Source organism: Sphingobium sp. RC1 (assembly GCF_059738765.1).
In genome coordinates this window covers 1-19,821 of sequence record NZ_AP027308.1, presented here as the reverse complement: position 1 = coordinate 19,821, position 19,821 = coordinate 1, and the positions used below count along the sequence as shown (strand labels likewise).

General features: G+C 63.5%; 21 protein-coding genes and 1 pseudogene. 11 read left to right on the top strand and 11 right to left on the bottom strand.

Annotated elements, in window-relative coordinates; translation table 11 throughout:
• Nucleotides 1-205 precede the first annotated feature (205 nt).
• From AC6JBC_RS14165 to AC6JBC_RS14115, 11 genes are all read right to left on the bottom strand, one after another.
• On the bottom strand, nt 206-712 hold the full coding sequence (locus AC6JBC_RS14165) for a nuclear transport factor 2 family protein (protein ID WP_449468775.1): 507 nt from the start codon (nt 710-712) through the stop codon (nt 206-208).
• A 335-nt stretch (nt 713-1,047) separates the two neighbouring features.
• On the bottom strand, nt 1,048-1,539 hold the full coding sequence (locus AC6JBC_RS14160) for an Lrp/AsnC family transcriptional regulator (protein WP_498026137.1): 492 nt from the start codon (nt 1,537-1,539) through the stop codon (nt 1,048-1,050).
• Entirely contained in the window at nt 1,536-2,018 is a 483-nt protein-coding gene (locus AC6JBC_RS14155) for an Lrp/AsnC family transcriptional regulator (RefSeq protein WP_498026135.1), read from the bottom strand. Before AC6JBC_RS14155 ends, AC6JBC_RS14160 begins: the two co-directional genes overlap by 4 nt.
• Before the next feature lie 109 nt (nt 2,019-2,127).
• Nucleotides 2,128-3,081 carry an alpha/beta hydrolase gene (locus tag AC6JBC_RS14150; RefSeq protein ID WP_498026134.1) on the bottom strand — a complete coding sequence of 318 codons (954 nt, stop codon included), beginning with the start codon at nt 3,079-3,081 and terminating at the stop codon, nt 2,128-2,130.
• Nucleotides 3,082-3,122: 41 nt separating this feature from the next.
• Nucleotides 3,123-3,941 carry a sugar phosphate isomerase/epimerase family protein gene (locus AC6JBC_RS14145; RefSeq protein ID WP_498026133.1) on the bottom strand — a complete coding sequence of 273 codons (819 nt, stop codon included), beginning with the start codon at nt 3,939-3,941 and terminating at the stop codon, nt 3,123-3,125.
• Nucleotides 3,942-4,001: 60 nt separating this feature from the next.
• Nucleotides 4,002-5,060 (bottom strand): 4-hydroxy-2-oxovalerate aldolase, encoded by a 1,059-nt coding sequence (gene dmpG, locus AC6JBC_RS14140; RefSeq protein WP_498026132.1) that lies wholly within the window; start codon nt 5,058-5,060, stop codon nt 4,002-4,004.
• Nucleotides 5,057-6,004 (bottom strand): acetaldehyde dehydrogenase (acetylating), encoded by a 948-nt coding sequence (locus AC6JBC_RS14135; RefSeq protein WP_498026131.1) that lies wholly within the window; start codon nt 6,002-6,004, stop codon nt 5,057-5,059. The genes dmpG and AC6JBC_RS14135 overlap by 4 nt, the downstream gene beginning before the upstream one ends.
• A 52-nt stretch (nt 6,005-6,056) precedes the next feature.
• Complete coding sequence (locus AC6JBC_RS14130; protein ID WP_498026130.1) at nt 6,057-6,839, bottom strand: fumarylacetoacetate hydrolase family protein; 783 nt, start codon at nt 6,837-6,839, stop codon at nt 6,057-6,059.
• Complete coding sequence (locus AC6JBC_RS14125) at nt 6,836-7,351, bottom strand: flavin reductase family protein (protein WP_498026129.1); 516 nt, start codon at nt 7,349-7,351, stop codon at nt 6,836-6,838. Before AC6JBC_RS14125 ends, AC6JBC_RS14130 begins: the two co-directional genes overlap by 4 nt.
• Nucleotides 7,344-8,180, bottom strand: coding sequence for an alpha/beta fold hydrolase (locus AC6JBC_RS14120; protein ID WP_498026128.1), 837 nt, complete (start codon nt 8,178-8,180; stop codon nt 7,344-7,346). The genes AC6JBC_RS14125 and AC6JBC_RS14120 overlap by 8 nt, the downstream gene beginning before the upstream one ends.
• 131 nt (nt 8,181-8,311) lie before the next feature.
• Nucleotides 8,312-9,532 (bottom strand): acyl-CoA dehydrogenase family protein, encoded by a 1,221-nt coding sequence (locus AC6JBC_RS14115; protein WP_498026127.1) that lies wholly within the window; start codon nt 9,530-9,532, stop codon nt 8,312-8,314.
• A gap of 229 nt (nt 9,533-9,761) precedes the next feature.
• Here AC6JBC_RS14115 and AC6JBC_RS14110 point away from each other — a divergent pair, with 229 nt between their 5' ends.
• From AC6JBC_RS14110 to AC6JBC_RS14060, 11 genes and pseudogenes are all read left to right on the top strand, one after another.
• Nucleotides 9,762-10,745, top strand: coding sequence for a VOC family protein (locus AC6JBC_RS14110; RefSeq protein ID WP_498026126.1), 984 nt, complete (start codon nt 9,762-9,764; stop codon nt 10,743-10,745).
• Between the two features lie 48 nt (nt 10,746-10,793).
• Entirely contained in the window at nt 10,794-11,693 is a 900-nt protein-coding gene (locus AC6JBC_RS14105) for a CoA transferase subunit A (RefSeq protein WP_498026125.1), read from the top strand.
• Between the two features lie 11 nt (nt 11,694-11,704).
• Nucleotides 11,705-12,502, top strand: coding sequence for a CoA-transferase subunit beta (locus AC6JBC_RS14100; protein ID WP_498026124.1), 798 nt, complete (start codon nt 11,705-11,707; stop codon nt 12,500-12,502).
• Nucleotides 12,503-12,507: 5 nt separating this feature from the next.
• Nucleotides 12,508-13,407 (top strand): enoyl-CoA hydratase, encoded by a 900-nt coding sequence (locus tag AC6JBC_RS14095; protein WP_498026123.1) that lies wholly within the window; start codon nt 12,508-12,510, stop codon nt 13,405-13,407.
• A complete protein-coding gene (locus tag AC6JBC_RS14090) occupies nt 13,407-14,495 on the top strand; it encodes an NAD(P)H-dependent flavin oxidoreductase (RefSeq protein ID WP_498026506.1) in 1,089 nt (362 codons plus the stop codon). The genes AC6JBC_RS14095 and AC6JBC_RS14090 overlap by 1 nt, the downstream gene beginning before the upstream one ends.
• A 14-nt stretch (nt 14,496-14,509) precedes the next feature.
• Entirely contained in the window at nt 14,510-15,259 is a 750-nt protein-coding gene (locus AC6JBC_RS14085) for an enoyl-CoA hydratase family protein (protein ID WP_498026122.1), read from the top strand.
• Nucleotides 15,259-16,412: pseudogene (locus AC6JBC_RS14080) on the top strand (acyl-CoA dehydrogenase). The gene AC6JBC_RS14085 and the pseudogene AC6JBC_RS14080 overlap by 1 nt, the downstream one beginning before the upstream one ends.
• An 11-nt stretch (nt 16,413-16,423) precedes the next feature.
• Nucleotides 16,424-17,470 (top strand): acyl-CoA dehydrogenase family protein, encoded by a 1,047-nt coding sequence (locus tag AC6JBC_RS14075; RefSeq protein WP_498026121.1) that lies wholly within the window; start codon nt 16,424-16,426, stop codon nt 17,468-17,470.
• Nucleotides 17,463-18,614: an acetyl-CoA C-acetyltransferase gene (locus AC6JBC_RS14070; RefSeq protein ID WP_498026120.1), complete on the top strand. Its 1,152-nt coding sequence runs from the start codon at nt 17,463-17,465 to the stop codon at nt 18,612-18,614. The genes AC6JBC_RS14075 and AC6JBC_RS14070 overlap by 8 nt, the downstream gene beginning before the upstream one ends.
• 18 nt (nt 18,615-18,632) lie before the next feature.
• Nucleotides 18,633-19,283, top strand: a complete 651-nt coding sequence (locus AC6JBC_RS14065; RefSeq protein WP_498026119.1) for a gamma carbonic anhydrase family protein — start codon at nt 18,633-18,635, stop codon at nt 19,281-19,283.
• Nucleotides 19,280-19,690, top strand: coding sequence for a nuclear transport factor 2 family protein (locus AC6JBC_RS14060; RefSeq protein WP_498026118.1), 411 nt, complete (start codon nt 19,280-19,282; stop codon nt 19,688-19,690). The genes AC6JBC_RS14065 and AC6JBC_RS14060 overlap by 4 nt, the downstream gene beginning before the upstream one ends.
• Nucleotides 19,691-19,821 lie beyond the last annotated feature (131 nt).

Genomic DNA, 19,821 nt, shown 5'->3' with positions numbered 1-19,821 from the left:
ACAGCGCCATCTTCAACCCGAAGCCAGAATGAAAGCAGCCAAAGTCGCTCGCGCAACCCCTTCGCGTCTCCGCGTCTCCGCGTGAACCCCATGACTCCGCTTAAAGCAGGGCTTAGCCATCGCCCCCTTTCGGCATTGACAGGCGAACGGCGACGGACGGTGTCAAAAGGGCAGGAACCAAAATCGCACCCCTGCCCTCACGAACTCAAGCCGCAGCGGGCATCTCACCCCAGGCCAGGTAACGCGGCGTGCCATCCTCGCCAATCTCTTCGGTCAGGATGGATGTGACGCGGCTCACCGACTCCGCGATCCACCAGCGCCCGTCCTGCTTGCGATAGACATCCTGATATTCCACCGCGAGCCGGGTCACCGACCGCGTGGCAAGGATGATCGTCCGGAAATTGAGTGACCACAGCCCCCGCGCTTCATCCGCGCTCACCAATTCGATATCCGCATTGGTCGCGTGGTGAATGTCATAAACGCCACCTGCCATCGCCATTTTCTGGAATATGGCGATGAACTCGTCGCGATCCGTGAATAGCGGGAAATTCTGGTAATCCAGCCTTATGCCCTGCGGCAGGAACGTCTCACGCAATTCGTCCACCAGCTTCAGGTCGCAGGCGCGCAGGTAACGCGCCTTCAACTGACGGATGGCGTTGACGTCTTCCAATGCCGTCACGCGGGCGGCAAGCTCTTCCAGATTGATCGACATGATACTCTCCTCAGGGGTTGAACCTCCCCCCGTTTTTCTGCGGTTGGACAGATCGACCGTCCCCGCTTGTTTCAGGGCGTAAACTCATAAATATCGCGTTCGAGGCGCCAAAATGGCGAACTTATCGGGCCGAAATACGCGCCGCGAAGGTCATACACCTTTGCAAGCGTATTTCGGTTCGAGATGGAAGCCATTTTGGCGTCCTGCGGATTTGACCAAAAAGGCCCATCACCGCGTCGAGAGGGCTTGAAATATCGACATATTCCGGCGCCCTCTCTCCTTGTGCTGGGCCTTTTTGCCTCAAACCTCGAACGCGATATTTATGAGTTTACGCCCTAGTCGTCGGCCGCTTCTCGCGTAATCTTTGCGATGCCAGCCTCATATTTCAGATTATGGACGGACACGGACGTTTCCACCCGCTGGACGCCCGGCATCGGCCGGATGCGCTCCGTCACCAGATCGTTCAATTGCTCGATATTGGTGAACAGCCCCATCGCCAACAGGCTGTAACGGCCCAGCAGAACGATAACGCAGGTGATTTCCGGAATGTCGGATAGACGGCGCGCCAATTCCGACACATGGGATGGATCGGCATCGATCCCCATCATGCAAAGGTTGGGCGACCCTGCCATGCGGAAATCGGTGACGACGGTGAACTGGATAAGGCCTTCATTCTGCAACCGCTTGACGCGTGTGCGAATGGTGCCCTCCGTCACGCCCAGTTCGGCGGCGATGGCGCGGTTGGAAATACGCGCGTCGCGGGCGAGCTTTTCGACGATCCCCTGGTCCAGCTTGTCCAGGCGTGCCCAATCGGCCTTCCCGGTCACAGCGGCACCACGTTGAATTCATATTTCACGATGTCCACCGCCACCCCCGATGTGATGTGAACGACCCCGTCCACGCTGGCGATCTGCTCGAACAACATCTCCTGCACCTCGCCAAAATCCCTCAGCGCGACGAGCAATTCCACATCATGGTCGCCGCTCATGACATTGACGCTCAGCACCTCGGGAAGATCCGCCAGATCGCGGCCGACCTCCTGAACATTGCGGCCCTGGACCTTCACGCCCAGGGCGATGATCACATTATAGCCATGGGCCGCAAAATCGGTGACGGCAACGACGCGCATCGCTTTCCCGTCGTCCATCTTTTGCAGCCGGGCCGAAACGGTGGCAGCGGTAACGGACAGCCGTTCCGCAATTTCCTGATTGGTTGCGCGGCCGTTGGTCCGGAGTATCTCTATGATATTCGTATCGAGAGTATCCAGCGATGGCGGCGTCGTTTTCCGCCCGCTCCTGATCTGCATTCTTGCCCCGCCTTCAAAAATGTAGCCGGTTTAATAGCGCGCACTTGCGGGCAGCACCAGTGTCAAAGCTGATGCCGCCGCAATTTGCTTAGGCTATCTACCGCTCATCCTACCGTGTTTCGGCGGGATGCAGCGCCTTGCGAAGGGCCGCGACCGCGTCGTGCTTCATCTGGCGGACTGGCGCGGCGTCGGGCGTCACGTCAAAACCGTGATAGGCCCCCGGATAGACGTGCAGTTCTGCCGCAACGCCTGCTTCGATCAGCCGTCGGGCATAATCCATGTCCTCAACCAGAAAAAGATCGAGCGCGCCCACGCAGATGAAGGCGGGCGGCAGGCCAGTCAGGCTCTCCGCCCGCGCGGGGGACGCGTAGGGCGATACGTCCGCCGATCCGGGCTCCTTACCCAGCAGGGATCTCCAGCCAAAGACATTGGCCTGCGGCGTCCAGACAAATGCGCCCAGATGGTCGGGCTGGCGGGTGATGCAGGTACGGTCGTCCAGCATCGGGTAGATCAGGTTCTGGTGCGCGATCGCCGGGCCGCCCCGGTCGCGTGCCAGCAGCGCCAGAGCCGCGGCCAACCCGCCGCCCGCGCTCTCCCCGCGAATGGCGATCCTCGCCGGGTCGATGCCCAACTGCTCCGCGCCGTCATGCAGCCATTGCAGCGCCGCATAACAATCCTCGACCGCGCCCGGCGCCACCGTCTCGGGCGCAAGCCGATAATCGACTGAAACAACGAGGGCGAAAGCGGAAAGCGCAAGCTCGATATTGGAAAGGTGATTGGTACGCACCGACCCCATCACATAGCCGCCGCCATGAATATGCAGGATCGCGGGGAGCGTCCCGTGCGCATCCGCCGGACGATAAACCCTGACCAGCAGATCATGCCCATCGGGCGCCGTGATCCGCTCCTCCCGCCATTCAACACCACTATCCTGCGGCTCGGGCGCCATCGCCGTCATCTGCTCCATACCCTCGCGTATCGCGGGCAGGCTCTCTGCCGTGATGTCCAGCGCCGGCATGAAATCCAACCCCGGCAACAGGGTCGGGTCGATCAGGTCACGCATCTTACTCTCCTATTTTTCCTATTTTTCCTATTTCTTGTTTTTCAGTCCGTTCTTTTCACCACTTCCTTCACGCAATCCACCGCCCATTGTGCCCGTTGATGGGCGTTGAACCCTTGGTCGATGGCGTATTGCTGGGGTATTTCGACGCTGAGGGGTGTTGTGGGGTTGAGGGCGTGGAGGAACCTGGGGATGTTGAACGTGCCTTGTCCGGGGAGTTGGCGCTGGATGCCGGCTTCGCGTTCGATCTGGTCGGGATCGATGGTTGGTGGGCCGTCGGCTATCTGGGCGATGGCGATGGCGGGGTGATTGAGGAGGGGGAAGCTGGTTTCGGGTTCGGGTCCGCGCATGATGTGGAGGAGGTCTGCTGTGACCTTGATGTCGGATCGGCCGGAGCGGGTGATTTCCTCGAGGGCGGCGCTTAAGGTTTGGACCTGGGAGGGGGGATAAAATTCGATTGCAAGCGCGATATCGAACGGGGCGGCGAGCTCGGCCAGTTCGACGAGCTTCTCGGTGCGGCGATTGGGATCGCGGTCGTAGCACAGGACATTGGCCTGGCGCGCGCCGAGCGCGGCGGCGGTTTGGAGCGCGGGGATAAAGTCCTGCGGGTTGGTACGTCCTGCCATGGTGAAGGGGTAGACAAGGTCGACCGTGACCCCGGTGGCGGCGAGCGCATCACGGGTCTGGCGCAGCGCCTGGGGATCGCGCACCAGGTCATAGGCGGGCATGGCGGGCAGCACCTCCATCGAGTGGAGGAACGGACAGATGCCCTGGCATCCCACCTCTGCGGCGATGTGCGCAAGCTGCCAGGGGGTGGTGTCGGTGACGGTGATATGGTCGAGCGACAGGCGTCTATCGGCCATATCCTCTCCTCCTGTTGCGTGTGCCGTGCCGGGCGCGAACAAGCCGCGCCCGGCGGCTGATCAGGCTGCGGCTTCGCGTGCCTTGACCATGTCGAGGGCGACATCGACGATCATGTCCTCTTGGCCCCCGACCATCTTGCGACGGCCGAGTTCCACGAGGATGGTACGGGTGTCGAGGCCGTAGGTTTCGGCGGCCTTCTCGGCGTGACGCAAGAACGAGGAATAGACCCCGGCATAGCCAAGCGCCAAGGTTTCGCGATCGACCCGGACCGGGCGGTCCTGCAAGGGGCGAACCAGATCCTCGGCCGCGTCCATCAGCGCCATGACGTTGCAGCCATGGTTCCATCCCTTGCGCTCGGCAGCGGCGATGAACACTTCGAGCGGCGCATTGCCAGCACCTGCGCCCATGCCGGTGAGCGAGGCGTCGATGCGCACCGCGCCGCATTGGGCGGCGACGATCGAGTTGGCGACGCCGAGCGAGAGATTGTGGTGGGCGTGGATGCCGCGCTGGGTTTCGGGCTTGAGGACGCGGTCATAGGCTTCGAGGCGGGCCTTCACCCCGTCCATGTCGAGCGCGCCGCCGCTGTCGGTCACATAGACGCACTGCGCGCCATAGCTTTCCATGAGCAGAGCTTGGGCAGCGAGCTTCTCGGCATCGATCATATGGCTCATCATCAGGAAGCCCGAGACGTCCATGCCAAGGTCGCGGGCGATGCCGATATGCTGCTTGGAGACATCCGCCTCGGTGCAATGAGTCGCGACCCGCACCGAGCGCACGCCGATATCATAGGCGCGGCGCAGTTCCTCCACCGTGCCGACGCCGGGCAGGATCAGCGTGGTGAGCACGGATTTGGTCAGCACCGAAGCGACCGCTTCGAGCCATTCCCAATCGGTATGCGCGCCAAAGCCATAGTTGAAGCTCGCGCCATTGAGGCCGTCGCCATGGGCGACCTCGATCGCGTCGACCCCTGCGTCATCCAGTGCCTTGGCGATCGATTTCACATGGTCGATGCCATACATGTGGCGGATGGCGTGCATGCCATCGCGCAGGGTGACGTCCTGGATGTAGAGCTTGTCGCCCGCCTCGACGTTGAACGGCTTGTTGGACTGGGCGCTCATGCTGCCACCTTCTTTCCTTGCGCGATGCGCTGCGCGAGCAGTTCGCCGGTCGCCTTGGCGGCGGCGGTCATGATGTCGAGATTGCCCGAATAGCTCGGCAGATAGTCGCCCGCCCCTTCGACCTCGAGCAGGATCATGGTCTTGATGCCGGTGAACGCGCCGCGGCCGGGGATGGTGAGCTTGTTGTTGTCGCCGAAACGCTCGAACTGCACGTCCTGCTTGAGGCGATAGCCTGGCACATAGGCCTGGACCTTCTTGACCATCGCTTCGACCGAGGCGCGGATGGTCTCTTCGTCCGCGCCTTCGGACAGGGTAAACACCGTGTCGCGCATGATCATCGGCGGTTCGGCGGGATTGAGGATGATGATCGCCTTGCCCTGCGCCGCGCCGCCGACCTTTTCGATGGCGCCAGCGGTGGTGCGGGTGAACTCGTCGATATTGGCGCGGGTGCCAGGACCTGCCGAGCGCGAGGAGACCGAGGCCACGATCTCGGCATAATGGACGGTCGCGACCTGGCTGACCGCAGCGACCATCGGGATCGTCGCCTGGCCGCCGCAGGTCACCATGTTGACATTGCCAGCATCGAGATTGGCTTCGCCGTTGACGGTCGGGATGGTGTAGGGGCCGATCGCGGCGGGGGTGAGGTCCACCACCTGCTTGCCGTCCTTGCGCAGCGCTGCGTCATGGACCTTGTGGGCGTAAGCCGAGGTCGCGTCGAACACGATGCCGATCTCAGGGTAGACGTCCATCTTCTGAAGGCCTTCAAGGCCCTCATGGGTGGTGGCGACGCCGCGCTCGCGCGCCATGGCGAGCCCTTCGGACGCCTCGTCGATGCCGACCACCGCCACCAGTTCCATATTCTGCGGATATTTGATCATCTTGATCATGAGGTCGGTGCCGATATTGCCCGACCCGATGATCGCCGCCTTGACCTTGCCCGTCATTACTTACTCCTCACAGGGCTCGCATGGCTTGCAGCGATGCCCTCTCACAAATCTAGATAAAGCACGCGGTGCAGCTGCCGACCCCTGCAAGCTGCATCTCGAACACATCTCCTGGCCGTGCCGGTTCGAGCGGCACCAGGCTGCCTGACAATATCACATCGCCCGCCTCCAGGGTAACGCCATAGGCGCCCAGCGTGTTGGCAAGCCAGGCGACCGCCTGGGCAGGCGAGCCCTGCACCGCATGGCCATAGCCCTCCGACAAAGGCTGCCCGTTTTTGGTGACGGTGACATGAAGATTGGGGAGATCATGGGCGCGTGGATCGACGCGCGCGTCCCCCAGCACATAGACGCCGCAGGACGCATTGTCGGCGACGGTATCGACGATGCCGATCTTCCAGTCCTGGATGCGGCTGTCGACGATCTCGAAACAGGGGACGATGCTTGCCGTCGCGGCGATCACATCTTCTGCCGTGACGCCGGGACCCTTGAGGCTGTCTTTCAGGATGAAGCCGATCTCGGCTTCGGAACGCGGGGCGATGAGGCCGTTTGCCGCGACATCGATGTCACCCTCGATGAACATCCGGTCGGTCAGGAACCCGAAGTCGGGCTGGTGGACGCCCAGCATGTCCTGCACCGCCTTGGAGGTGACGCCGATCTTCTTGCCGATGACCCGCTCGCCATCCGCCTTACGGCGTTCGAGCGCGCCAAGCGAGATCGCATAGGCGTCATCGATGCCAAGCTGCGGGTAGCGCGCCATCAAGGGCTGCACGGTGCGCCCCTCGCGCAGCGCCTGGTAGAGCTCTTCGGCAAGCTGCTCGTTCAGGGTCTGGCTCACAGATAGGCTCCGTCCTGGAAGATGAGGGGATCGACCGCGTCCGACAGGCGCACCGCCTTGACCCGGGCGATGACGATGCTGTGGGTGCCAAAGGGGGTCATGCTCTCGACCGTGCAGGAGAGGTTGGCCTGCGCTTCATCGAGGATGGGGAGGCCATGGGCATCGGGGGTCCAGCTGCCAACGCCAAAGCGCGCCTCGCGCGCCACCGCGCCGCCGAATGCTGCCGACACTTCGCGCTGGTGGCGCGAGAGGAGGTTGATGCTGACCGGGCAGCCGGGCGAGAGATGGGCGTGGATGCCGGCTGTCTGGTTGACGCAGACGAGGACCGCAGGCGGGTCCATGGTGAGCGAGGTGATCGAGGTCGCGGCCATGCCGACCGGCGTCTTGCCCTCGCCCAGCGCGGTGACGATCGCCACGCCCGAGGGCAGGCGGCGCATCGCGCCCTTCAGCCCTGTGGTAACGTCCACGGGCTCTGGAACAGGTACGGATTGCGCAGGAGCAGCGTCAGCCATTCTTCAGGAAGTCCAGTGAGTAGCGGTTGAATTCTTGAGCGCGCTCGACCTGCACCCAATGGCCGGTCTGCGAGAAGGTGAGGCAGCGCACGTCGGGGCATGCGTCGAGGAAGAGGCGGGCGTGGCTTTCAGGGCAGAATTCGTCATTGAGGCCCCAGAGGACGAAGATCGGCTGCGTAACCTCGCCAAGACGCGGACCAAGATCGGGGGTCTTCACCCGCGCCAGCACATCCTTGGGCTGGGTGCGCGCGACGGCAAAACGCTCCTCGACCAGCGCGTCGGTGACGTGGTGGAGCGAGGAGGGATGCATGAGGTTGCCGATCAGGCGGCGCTGTTCCTCGACATTGAAGTCGGCGCTGCCAAAGCCCGAGCGCATCTTGGCGATGCCGGGCATGGTGAAATAGCTCGCCTGCTCGGCAACGCAGCCCGGCGCCATCAGGACGAGCTTGCCGATGGTGAATTGCGGATGGTCGAGCGCGATCTGGAGGGCGATGCCGCCGCCCAGCGAATTGCCGATGAGGTGGCCGCCGGTGATCCCATGCTGCGTCAGAGCCTCGAGCAGGGTCTGGGTGAAGAGCTCGAGCGGATAGTCGGTCTCGGGCTTGGAGGAGGCGCCATAGCCGATGAGGTCGGGCAGGATGACGCGGTAGCCAGCATCGGCAAAGGCCTGGGCATTGTTGCGGAAGTTGGACGCGCCCGATGCGCCAGGACCACTACCATGGATGAAGATGACGGTCGGGGCATCGGCCGACGCCCCTGCTATTTCCGCGATCGCAATCTCATATCCACCCGCGACGCTGTAGCTCTTGCGGGTCACTTCACTGGCCATGGGGATCGTTCCTTTGGGGCATCATGCGAAAAGCTTGGCCCTGGGTCTTGCCTGAGGGGGAGCTGGTTTTCCAGTCCCGCTGAACGTGACGGCAAGGCTGGAGCGCGCGGCGCGCGCTCCAGCGCAAGACGCTAGATAAAGGTGAAGGCGGGCGGTTCGCCGTTCATCGTGCCGATGACGTCGCTGGTGCGGTTGGCCGGGTCGTTGGCGACATGGGCGCGCGCGGCGTGGAGGTCGAGCCAGGGCTGGAGGATCGGGCTCGACATGTAGACCGCCCGGCCGCCCAAGAGCTTGACCATGCCGTCGGCCAGTTCCGCCATGCGGCGCACGACATTGGCGGACTGGTAGGCAAAGAGCGCGCGCTTTTCCATCGGGACGGGCTCATTGCGGCCAGCATAGTCCATCAGTTCGTTGAAGGTGGTCCTGTGGGTCAGCTCCATCTCATTGGTCTCGGCGATCGCGCGGGCGATGGCGGCGTGGAGATTGGGGTCGGCCTTGGACGCCTTGCCGGTGTTGGTCGAAACGCGGCTTGCCATGATCTCCATCGCGGCCGAGGTGGCGGCGCGGATACCGCCGAAGGCGGCGCTGGAGACCGAGCGGATGAAGAGCTGCGCCCAGGGGATGCGGTAGAGGGGCGCTGTGTTGGTTTCCTGACCCGGATTGGTGCCGGCAAAGCCGTCGCTCGCCTTGTGGGTGCGATGTTCGGGCACGAAGACGCGCTCGACCACGATGTCGAAGCTGCCGGTGCCCTGGAGACCGAACGTATCCCAGGTGCCTTCGATCACCTGATAGTCGGAGCGCGGCAACAGGAAGGTGCGCATGTCGGGCGGGCCGCCATCGGTGTCGAAATTGATCGCGCCCAAGAGCACCCAACCGCAATGCGAGGAGCCCGACGAGAAGCCCCAGCGGCCCGACAGGTAAAAGCCGCCATCGACCTTTTCCACCTTGCCGACCGGCTGATAGGTGGAGGAGACGAGCATGTCGGGATTATCGCCCCACACTTCCTTCTGCGCCTCGTCATGGAAGAGGGCGAGTTCATAGGGGTGGCAGCCCAGCACGCCGTAGATCCAGCCTGTCGACATGCAGCCTTCGGCGAGCGCCTTCTGGATTTCGAAGAAGACATTGGGGTGCATCTCATAGCCGCCATAGCGCTTGGGCTGGAGCACGCGGAAGAAGCCTGCCGCCTTCATCTCGGCAACGGTCTCGGGGGGCACGTCATGGGCGATCGTGCAGGCGCGCGCGCGTTCCCGCAGCGTCGGGATCATCGCCTTGGCTTTGGCAATCAGGCTTTCGGGCGAAGCTATCCCGGCATTCGCCTCGTCAATGGGTCGGCTTGCTACTGCCCCGGTCATGATCTTCTCCATTGTAGGCGACTCTTCTTCAAATTTGCTATATGCGTAGTTTATGTAAATTGCTATTACGCAAACTGTCAAGGCAAACAGGGCTTGCGCATTTGGGTCGATGCTTATAGGCGGATCTGGAACGAATTGCCATAAGCTCGTTGAGCGCGCAGATTGCGCCTCCCCATATAAGCGCAAAACATGCGGCAGTGCTTGCCATATGCGGATGGGGGAGGCCATTTTGAAACGCTCTGCGGGAATATGGTCGGCAGACAGGAAGAAGGGCGAGGCGGCGGAAATGGCAGTGATATCGCTGGGCTATGTGGTGATCGAGGCGCAGGACCTGGGATCCTGGCAGGATTTTGCCTGCAATATCGCAGGCCTCATGGCCGCCCCCTCCCCCAATGACGATGTCGCGCTGTTCCGCATGGACGACCGGCCCTACCGCCTGTGGGTGGAGAAGGGCGCGGCCGACCGGTTCGTGGCGCCAGGCTGGGAATGCGCGAATCGCGAGGCGTTCGAATCGCTGCTGGAAAGGCTCGAGGCGGCAGGCCGCCCGGTGGAACGCGCAGGCGTCATGGAAGCGCGTGGCCGTCAGGTCTATGAACTGGCCCGCTCGTCGGACCCGGCAGGCAATCCCATGGAGCTCTTCTACGGCCGCTTCGTCGACTATGCCCCCTTCACCTCGCCCGCAGGCGTCAGCCGCTTCGTGACCGGCAGCCCCCATGGCGCGGATGGCGACATGGGGATGGGCCATGTCGTGCTGACCGCCCCCAATTTCGAGGAAACCCATGCTTTCTATAAAAGCGTGATGGGTTTTGGCGACACCGACCTTGGCCGCTTCTATCTGATGGGTGGCGGGCCTGACGACCCGGGCATCGGCTTTGCCTTCCTGCACTGCAACCCGCGCCACCACAGCCTGGCGCTGGGGCAGCTGCCCGAAAGCCCCAATGGCGCGGTGCACATGATGCTGGAGGTCGGCTCCCTGGAGGATGTCGGCCGCGCCTATGACCGGGTCTTGAAGAGCAAGGGCAAGGTGCCCCTCTCGGCAACGCTGGGCCGTCATGTCAATGACAAGATGACCTCTTTCTACATGCAGACACCAGGCGGCTTTGACATCGAATATGGCTGGAATGGCCTGGTAATAGACCCGGACACATGGGTGCCCACCACCAGCCTTTCGGTAAGCGACTGGGGCCATAAATGGGCTCATGAGCAAGATTAACTGGTAGGACTATTTGCAGGGCAAGCCCTGCAGGACTGACGCAAAAGGATGACTGACACTATGCTCGACAAGCGCATGACGGTGGACGACATCGTCGACCAGATTTCCGACGGGATGACCATCGGCATCGGTGGATGGGCCACCCGCCGCAAGCCCATGGCGCTGATCCGCGCCATCGCCCGCTCGAACCTGAAGGACCTGACCGTCATGGCGGGCTATGGCGGCATGGACATCGGCCTGCTCGCCGCGACCGGCAAGATCAAAAAGCTCGTCTTCGCCTTTGCCAGCCTCGACCATTATCCGCTCGAGCCCCATTTCCGCAACGCCCGCCAGGCGGGCGCCTTTGAAGTGCTCGAGCTTGACGAGGGCATGTATCATTGGGGCCTGCGCGCAGGCGCGATGAAGCTGCCCTTCCTGCCGACGCGCGTCGGCATCGGCACCGACATCATCACGCAAGACGGCTTCGACTTCAAATTTGTGAAGAGCCCCTATGCCGATGGCGAGGAATTCGTCGCCATGCCAGCGCTGGTGCCCGACATTGCCCTCATCCATGCCCATCGTTCCGACGAGCGCGGCAATTTGCTGACGCTCAGCAAGGACGCGCTGTTCGACGAACTGCTGGTGCGCGCTGCGGGCAAGAGCTACGCCACGGTCGAGAAGATCGTGCCGACCGGCGAGCTCGATATGCAGAAGAACAGCCGCTACAATCTGGTCGAGCGGGCGATGATCACCGGCGTGGCAGAGGCGCCGCTGGGCGCGCATCCCGCAAGCGCCGATCCCGACTATCAGCTCGATCTCAAGCACATCAAGACCTATGTCGAAAGCGCCGCCTCGCCCGAAGCCTGGGCCGAGTATAAGGCGAAGTTCATCGATGTGTCCGAAGCCGATTATCAGGCAGCGATCGGCGGCGAAGACGCCGTCAAGCAGCTCCCCGTTCCTATTTACTAAGCGAGAGACCCATGACCCAGAACAGCTATTCGCTCGCTGAACTCGTCATCGCCGCCTGCGCCGAGGTGTGGCGCAGTGATGGCGAGGTGATGGCGACCGGCATCGGCCCCCTGCCCCGCATCGGCGCAGGCCTTGCCAAGCTGAGCTTTGCCCCCGCGATCCAGACCACCGACGGCGAATGCTTCTATACCAGCGAACCCGTCGGCCCCGGCAAACGCACCGCCGAACCGGAATTTGAAGGCATCGCCAATTATGACCGCGTCTTCTCCGCCCTGTGGAGCGGCCGCCGCCACGCACTGGTCGGCCCGGTGCAGATCGACCGTTTCGGCCAGGCGAACATCTCGGTGATCGGCGACCATAAGAAGCCCAAGGCCGCGATGCTCGGCGCGCGCGGCTTTCCGGGCAATTCGATCAGCCATCCCAACAGCTTCTTCTTTGCCAGCCACAACAAGCGGGCGTTCGTCGAAGGCGAGGTCGATTTCGTCTGCATGGCGGGCTACAACCCGGCGCGCTATCGCAATGGCGCTCCGCCCCAGGGCCTGGACCTGCGCCAGATCATCACCAATCTGTGCGTGATGGACTTTGGCGGCCCCGATCACCAGATCCGCGTGATCTCGCTGCATCCGGGCGTCACCTTCGAGGAAGTGCAGGACAATACCGGCTTCCCGCTTGCCAAGGTTGAGGGTGAAATTCCCACCACCCCTGCACCTACGCCTGAGCAACTGGACCTGATCGCGAAGATCGACCCCAACAATGTCCGCGCCACCGTGTTCAAGGACAATCCGGCCGGAGACAGAAGGGCAGCCTGACATGAATGAAGTTGATCGCCTGGTCGAAACCGCAGCAGGTCGACATTGTTTACGAGACCGACGAGCCGGTCACCTATGAGGTGATCGACCATGTCGCATGGATCATGATGAACCGTCCGGGCTTCAACAATGCCCAGAACGGCCAGATGACCTACGCGCTCGACGACGCCTTCATCAAGGCGACGAACGACGATGACGTCCGCTGCATCGTGCTGGGCGGCAACGGCAAGCATTTCTCGGCCGGGCATGACATCGGCACGCCGGGCCGCGACGTGCACAGGCATTTCGAGAACCGGCTGATGGTGCCGGGTCATGTCAACAAACCTGCCGCGGAACTGCTCTACACCCGCGAGAAGGAACAATATGTCGGCATGTGCCGGCGCTGGCGCGATACGCCCAAGCCCACCATTGCCATGGTGCAGGGGGCGTGCGTCGCGGGCGGGCTGATGCTCGCCTGGGTATGCGACCTGATCGTCGCCACCGACGACGCCTTCTTCCAGGACCCGGTCAACCGCATGGGCATTCCGGGCGTCGAATATTTCGCCCACGCCTATGAGCTCCCCCCGCGCATCGCCAAGGAATTCCTGCTGCTGGGCGAGCGAATGAGCGCGCAGCGGGCCGAGCAGTTCGGCATGGTCAACAAGATCGTGACCCGCGAGGCGCTGCGCGAGACGGTGGCGGCGATGGCCGCCAAGCTCGTGGCGCAACCCCGCCTTGGCAACTGGCTGACCAAGCAGGCGATCAACCATGTCGAGGAGCTGATGGGCAAGCGCAACGCGATGGAAGCGCAATATCATATGCACCATTTCGCCCATGCCCAGAATGACCTCGTCCAGGGCAGCTCGATCGCGGGCCTCGACGCCAAGAAGATGGCCGAGGCGAATAAGAAGCAGGCGAGCGAATGATGGGCGATCCGCTGCATACGGTGCTGACCGAGCGGCTTGGCTGCCGCTGGCCGATCATCCAGACCGCGATGGGATGGGTGGCGGAACCCAGCCTCGTCATCGGGTCGAGCAATGCAGGCGCGTTCGGCTTTTTGGGCGCAGCGGTGATGACGCCGGACGAAGCGCGCGAGAAGATCCTGGCTGTCCGCAATGGCACCGACAAGCCTTTCGGCGTCAATTTCCACAGCTTTCAGCCCGGCGCAGACCAAATCGTCGAGCTGATCCTCGCCAACAAGGATCAGGTGCGCGCGGTCAGCTTCGGGCGTGGTCCCAATGCCAAGATGATCGGCCGCTTCAAGGATGCAGGGATCCTCTGCATCCCGACCGTCGGCGCGGTCAAGCATGCGCAGAAGATGGTGGAGCTGGGCGTCGACATGGTCAATGTGCAGGGCGGCGAAGGCGGCGGGCATACGGGCTCGGTGCCCACCACCGTGCTGCTCCCCCAGGTATTGGACGCCGTCAACGTGCCGGTGATCGCGAGCGGCGGCTTTGCCGACGGGCGCGGCCTCGCCGCAGCGCTCGCCTATGGCGCGGTCGGCATCGCCATGGGCACGCGCTTCCTTTTGACCAAGGAAAGCCCGGTGCCCGACAGCGCCAAGGCGGAATATCTGAAAGCCTCGACCGACCGCATCGTCGTCACCACCAAGCTTGACGGCATCCCGCAGCGGATGGTGCGCACCAAGCTGATGGACAAGATCGAAAAGTCCGGAAAGCTCGCCATGTGGCTGCGCGCGCTGGAAGCGAGCGCGGCGATGAAGAAGCTGAGCGGGGCGAGCTGGATCGACATGATCAAGTCGGCCAAGGGCATGACCGGCCATGGTCAGGTGCCGCTCAAACAGGCGATGATGGCCGCGACCATGCCGATGCTGATCCAGAAGGCGGTGGTCGAGGGCGACATCGAACATGGCGTGATGGCGACCGGCGTGGTCGGCGGACGCATTGATGAAATACCCAGCTGCCAGGAGCTGGTCGACCGCATCGTCAGCGAGGCGCATGAGCGGCTGAACGCGCTGGCCGCACTGGGCCGCGAGGCCGCAAGCGCGGCCTGAGGAGAGGAAGAACAATGCCGATTACGCTCACGATCAAGGACAAGATCGCCGAAATCCTGTTCGACCATCCGCCGGTCAACGCCTTCGACACCAAGGGCTGGGAATCGATCCCCGCGCTGGTTTACGAAGCGGCCGCCAACGAGGATGTGCGCTGCATCCTGATCCGGGCCGAGGGCAAGGGCTTTTGCGGCGGCGTCGATATCAAGGAGATGGCGGCGCATCCCGAACGCATCGCCAAATTGAACAAGGATAATTACCTGACCTTCAAGGCGATCCGCGAATGCGCGATCCCGGTGGTCGGCGCGCTCCACGGCTTCGTCATTGGCGGCGGCGTCAATATCGCAGGCGCCTGCGACGCGCTGATCGCGGCCGAGGGCGCCTATTTCTCGCTGCCCGAGATCGATCGCGGCGCGATGGGCGGCGCGGCCTTCATGAGCCGCATGCTGCCCGTGCAGATGGTGCGCGCCAACTTCTTCACCGGGGGCCGTATTTCGGTCGAGGACGCGCATCGTCATGGCTCGGTGCACAAGGTCGTGCCGCTCGAAAATCTGAAGGACGAGGCTTACGCCTTCTGCGAAGTCATCGCGTCCAAGAGCCGCGCCGCGCTGGTCATCGCCAAGCAGGCCTTGAACCTGATCGAGCCCACCGACCCCTCGGCCCATTACCGGATCGAGCAGGGCTTCACGCTCGAAATGTATATGCATGAAGACAGCCAGAAGGCGCGCGACGCCTTCGTCGACAACAAGGGCGCGGCGAAATTCTGATGGACTTGACCTATACCCCCGAACAGCAGGCGTTCCGCGCCGAGGTGCGCAACTGGCTGGAAGCCCATGTGCCGCAGGGATCGCTGGAGCATTTCGACGCGACCCGCGAAGGCTTCGAGGCGCACCGGCAATGGGAAAAGACGCTGAAGTCGGGCGACTGGGGTATGGTGACCTGGCCAAAGGAATATGGCGGCCGCGGTCTCGACCTCATCCAGTGGCTGATCTTCGAGGAAGAATATTATCGCGCCGGAGCCCCAGGCCGCGTCAACCAGAATGGCATTTTCCTACTGGGGCCGACGCTCATCGAATTCGGCACCCATGAGCAGAAGCAGCGCTTCCTGCCCAAGATGGCGTCAGGCGAGGAAATCTGGGCGCAGGCCTGGTCCGAACCGATGGCCGGGTCCGATCTGGCAGGCGTGCGCGCCACCGCAACGCGAGACGGCGACGAATACATCCTCAACGGCCACAAAATCTGGTCGAGCCGCGCGGTCTTCGCCGACTGGGCGTTCGGCCTGTTCCGCGAGCCGGGCTCCGAGCGCCACAAGGGGATGAGCCTCATCTCTTCCCGCTCGACGCGCCGGGCGTGACGGTCAATGCGATCAAGAAGATCAACGGCCATGTCGGCTTTGCCGAGATCTTCCTTGAAAATGTCCGCGTCCCCGCCTTCAACCGCCTCGGCGACGAGGGCCAGGGCTGGCATATCTGCATGGCGACCGCCGGGTTCGAGCGTGGCCTGATGCTGCGCTCACCCGCCCGCTATCAGGTGGCGGCGAAGAAGCTCGCGGAACTCTGGACCGCCAACAAGGAAACGGCCGACCCCGCGCTCGAAGCCGATGTCGTGCGCGCGCACATGAATGCCGACGCCTATGCGCTCAACATCTACCAGACCGCCTCGCGGCTGATGGCGGGCACGAAGATCGGTCCCGAAGCCTCGACCAACAAGATCTTCTGGTCTGAACTCGACATTCATCTGACGCAGACCGCCTTGGCGATCCTCGGGGCCCAGGCCGAACTCACCCACGAAGCGCCCGGCGCGAACCCCGTCGATTGGATCGACGACTATATCTTCGCGCTCGCAGGACCCATCTATGCCGGGTCGAACGAGATCCAGCGCAACATCATCGCCGAGCGCATGCTCGGCCTGCCGCGCTAAGGGGAATTGAGATGGACTTCACCCTCAGCGACGAACAGCTGATGTTTGCCGAGACCGCACGCACCCTGTTCGCCGACAGCTGCACGCCCGATCATTGGCGCCGCATGATGGAAGCGGGCGTCGCGCGCGACGATGCGCGCTGGGCCGCGATCGTCGAGACCGGCCTCACCCTCATCCTGCTGCCTGAAGAAGCGGGCGGCATTGATCTGACCGAAACCGACTTTGCTCTCATCGCGCAGGAAGCGGGCTATGTCGTCCTGCCCGAACCGCTGGTCGAGAGCGCAGGCGTCGCAGCGCCCCTGCTCGCTGCCCTTGCGCCCGATCATCCGCTGCTCGCCGATCCGATGGCGACCATCGCCATCGCCCACCCCGCCAACCCCTATGTCGCCAATGCCGACAGCGCGGCCGCGATCCTGCTCGAAAAGGATGGCGAGGCTTTCCTCGCCACGCCCGATCAGGTGACGCTGACCGCCCAGCCCAGCATCGATCCCTTCCGCCGCCTCTTCTCGGTAGAATGGAGCCCAAGCAACGCAACGCCGCTCGGGCCAAATAATCAAAATGGGGCCGACTGGGACCTCGCTTTCGACCGCGCCGCCCTGTTCAACGCCGCCTTCGCGCTTGGTCTTGCCCAGCGTTCGGTCGATCTTGCCGTCGATTATGCCAAGGAACGCCAGCAGTTCGGCAAACCCATCGGCAGCTACCAGGCGGTCAAGCATCACCTCGCCTCCGCGCAGGTGGCGATCGAGTTCGCCAAGCCCGTGGTCGCCGCCGCCGCAGCCGAGATCGGCGCGCGTGACACCCAGGCCCGCGCCCGCGTCAGCCATGCCAAGCTGGTGGCGCTCGAAGCCGCCGACAAGGCCGCCCGCGCCTCGATCCAGGTGCATGGCGCGATGGGCTACAGCTGGGAAGTGGACGTCCACCTGTTCCTGAAACGCGCGCTCGCGCTGACCCAGAGCTGGGGTACGCCCGCCACTCACCGCGCGCGCATCGCCACGCGCATCTTCACCCAGCCCATGGGGCCGGACCAGACCTTCGCCCGGGAAGCCAACAATGCCTGAAGCCTATATCATCGACGCCGTCCGCACCCCCGTCGGCCGCAAGAAGGGCAGCCTTGCCCAGGTCCACCCGGCCGATCTGGGCGCCCATCCGATCCGCGAACTGGTCAAGCGCACCGGCATCGATCCCTCTCAGGTCGAAGACGTGGTCTGGGGCTGCACCGAGACAATCGGCGGCCAGGCGGGCGATATCGGCCGCACCGCATGGCTGGTCGCAGGGCTCCCTGAAGAGGTGCCCGGCGTCACCGTCGACCGCCAGTGCGGATCGTCGCAGCAGGCGGTGCACTTCGCCGCGCAGGGCGTGATGAGCGGCACGCAGGACCTGGTCGTCGCGGGCGGCAGCCAGGCGATGAACCAGATCCCGATCATGGCCGCGATGATCGCGGGCGCGCAATATGGCTTTGACAGCCCTTTCCACGGGTCGAAGGGCTGGGTCGAGCGCTATGGCATGGAAGAGGTCAACCAGATCAAGTCCGCCGAGATGATCGCCGACAAATGGGGCATCAGCCGTGAAGCGATGGAGGCGTTCGCGCTCGCCTCGCACCAGCGCGCGCAGGCGGCCTGGGACAATGGCTGGTTCGATCATGAAGTGGCGCCCCTCGAAGGGCTGGCCAGGGATGAAACCATCCGTCCCACCACCTCGCTGGAGGGCCTCGCGTCCTTGAAGCCCGTCAATGAAGGCGGCATCATCACCGCAGGCGTCGCCAGCCAGAATTGCGACGCGGCCGCAGCCCTCCTCATTGCCAGCGAGAAGGCGGTCAAGGACCATGGCCTGAAACCCCGCGCCCGCATTCATCACCTGTCCGTGCGCGCCGCCAATCCGGTCTGGATGCTGACCGGTCCGATCCCCGCCACCCAATATGCGCTGAAGAAAGCGGGCATGGCGATCGGCGACATCGACCTGTTCGAATGTAACGAGGCTTTCGCCAGCGTCACCATGGCGTGGATGAAGGAACTCGACATCCCCCATGAGAAGGTCAATGTGCAGGGCGGCGCAATCGCGCTGGGCCATCCGATCGGCGCGACCGGGGCGCGGCTGATGACCACGTTGCTGGGTGCGCTCGAACGCACCGGCGGGCGCTATGGCCTCCAGACCATGTGCGAAGGCGGCGGCCAGGCCAACGTCACCATCATCGAACGGCTCTAAGAGGGAAAGCGCGGCCCCATGCCCTGCTACGCCTATCAGGGGATCACACCCGTCGTCGATCCGACCAGCTACGTCCATCCGCTGGCGTCGCTGATCGGCGACGTGATCGTCGGACCGGGCTGCTTCATCGCGCCGGGCGCCTCGCTGCGCGGCGATTTCGGGCGGATCGTGGTGGAAGGCGACAGCTCGATCCAGGACAATGTGTCGGTCCATGCCAACCAGCTGCGCGATACCATCATCAAGCGTGGCGCGACCATCGCCCATGGCTCGATCATCCATGGCTGCGAGATCGGCGAAAATGCGCTCATCGGCATGAACGCGGTGATCCTCGACAATGCCATCATAGGTGACGAAAATCTCGTCGCCGCCCTTGCCCTTGTGAAGTCCGACACGGTGACCCCGCCACGCAGCCTGGTCGTCGGCAATCCGGCCAAGGTGGTCAAGAGTTTCGAGCCGCACCAGGTCACCTGGCGCAACAATGGGACAAGCGAATATCAAAAGCTCGCCAAAGCCGCGCTGACTGGACTGGTCGAAGCCGAGCCGCTGGGCGAAGCCAGCCCGGAGCGGCAGGCGCAGCGCGTCGCCTCCGACGCCATCGCCGTGCGCCTGACCGGCAGCACCGCGCAGCATCGCGAACGCCAGGCGGCGCAGCGAGAGGGTCAGCCATGAGCAGCGCCACGGCGATCACCAATCTGCTCTACCGCTATGCCGAACTGATGGACGCAGGCGACCTTGAAGCCGTCGCCGCCCTGTTCGAGCGCGCCCGGATCAAGACAGGCGGCGGCGAAATGGTCGAAGGCGCAGCGCCGATGCTGGCGCTGTGGCAGGCCCATGTACGCATCCATGACGATGGCACGCCGCGCACCAAGCATGTCATCACCAATCCCATCGTCGAGCTGGACGAGGACGCAGGCACCGCCACCTGCCGCTCTTACTATACCGTGTTTCAGGCGACCCCGGACCTGCCGTTGCAGGCGATCTGCGCGGGCCGCTATCATGACAGCTTCACCTACGTGGATGGGGCATGGCATTTTTCCGGCGGGATTATTCCCTGCTCGATCTCGTTGGGGACCTGAGCCAGCATCTGCTGATCCCCGTCGCAGCGCAATGAAGGAGTAAGGCAAGTGGGTATCTGCGAAGGACGTGTTGCGATCGTGACCGGGCGGGCAATGGCTGGGCAAGGCCTATGCGCTGGGCCTGGCGGCGC

What these genes read in the sequence shown, in the direction of transcription:
- AC6JBC_RS14065 (WP_498026119.1), top strand. Translation starts at nt 18,633, where the DNA reads ATGCCCTGCTACGCCTATCAGGGGATCACACCCGTCGTCGATCCGACC.
- AC6JBC_RS14095 (WP_498026123.1), top strand. Translation starts at nt 12,508, where the DNA reads ATGAAGTTGATCGCCTGGTCGAAACCGCAGCAGGTCGACATTGTTTAC.
- AC6JBC_RS14070 (WP_498026120.1), top strand. Translation starts at nt 17,463, where the DNA reads ATGCCTGAAGCCTATATCATCGACGCCGTCCGCACCCCCGTCGGCCGC.
- dmpG (WP_498026132.1), bottom strand. Translation starts at nt 5,060, where the DNA reads ATGAGCGCCCAGTCCAACAAGCCGTTCAACGTCGAGGCGGGCGACAAG.
- AC6JBC_RS14105 (WP_498026125.1), top strand. Translation starts at nt 10,794, where the DNA reads ATGACTGACACTATGCTCGACAAGCGCATGACGGTGGACGACATCGTC.
- AC6JBC_RS14145 (WP_498026133.1), bottom strand. Translation starts at nt 3,941, where the DNA reads ATGGCCGATAGACGCCTGTCGCTCGACCATATCACCGTCACCGACACC.
- AC6JBC_RS14085 (WP_498026122.1), top strand. Translation starts at nt 14,510, where the DNA reads ATGCCGATTACGCTCACGATCAAGGACAAGATCGCCGAAATCCTGTTC.
- AC6JBC_RS14120 (WP_498026128.1), bottom strand. Translation starts at nt 8,180, where the DNA reads ATGGCCAGTGAAGTGACCCGCAAGAGCTACAGCGTCGCGGGTGGATAT.
- AC6JBC_RS14125 (WP_498026129.1), bottom strand. Translation starts at nt 7,351, where the DNA reads ATGGCTGACGCTGCTCCTGCGCAATCCGTACCTGTTCCAGAGCCCGTG.
- AC6JBC_RS14100 (WP_498026124.1), top strand. Translation starts at nt 11,705, where the DNA reads ATGACCCAGAACAGCTATTCGCTCGCTGAACTCGTCATCGCCGCCTGC.
- AC6JBC_RS14135 (WP_498026131.1), bottom strand. Translation starts at nt 6,004, where the DNA reads ATGACGGGCAAGGTCAAGGCGGCGATCATCGGGTCGGGCAATATCGGC.
- AC6JBC_RS14075 (WP_498026121.1), top strand. Translation starts at nt 16,424, where the DNA reads ATGGACTTCACCCTCAGCGACGAACAGCTGATGTTTGCCGAGACCGCA.
- AC6JBC_RS14150 (WP_498026134.1), bottom strand. Translation starts at nt 3,081, where the DNA reads ATGCGTGACCTGATCGACCCGACCCTGTTGCCGGGGTTGGATTTCATG.
- AC6JBC_RS14155 (WP_498026135.1), bottom strand. Translation starts at nt 2,018, where the DNA reads ATGCAGATCAGGAGCGGGCGGAAAACGACGCCGCCATCGCTGGATACT.
- AC6JBC_RS14090 (WP_498026506.1), top strand. Translation starts at nt 13,407, where the DNA reads ATGGGCGATCCGCTGCATACGGTGCTGACCGAGCGGCTTGGCTGCCGC.
- AC6JBC_RS14060 (WP_498026118.1), top strand. Translation starts at nt 19,280, where the DNA reads ATGAGCAGCGCCACGGCGATCACCAATCTGCTCTACCGCTATGCCGAA.
- AC6JBC_RS14165 (WP_449468775.1), bottom strand. Translation starts at nt 712, where the DNA reads ATGTCGATCAATCTGGAAGAGCTTGCCGCCCGCGTGACGGCATTGGAA.
- AC6JBC_RS14115 (WP_498026127.1), bottom strand. Translation starts at nt 9,532, where the DNA reads ATGACCGGGGCAGTAGCAAGCCGACCCATTGACGAGGCGAATGCCGGG.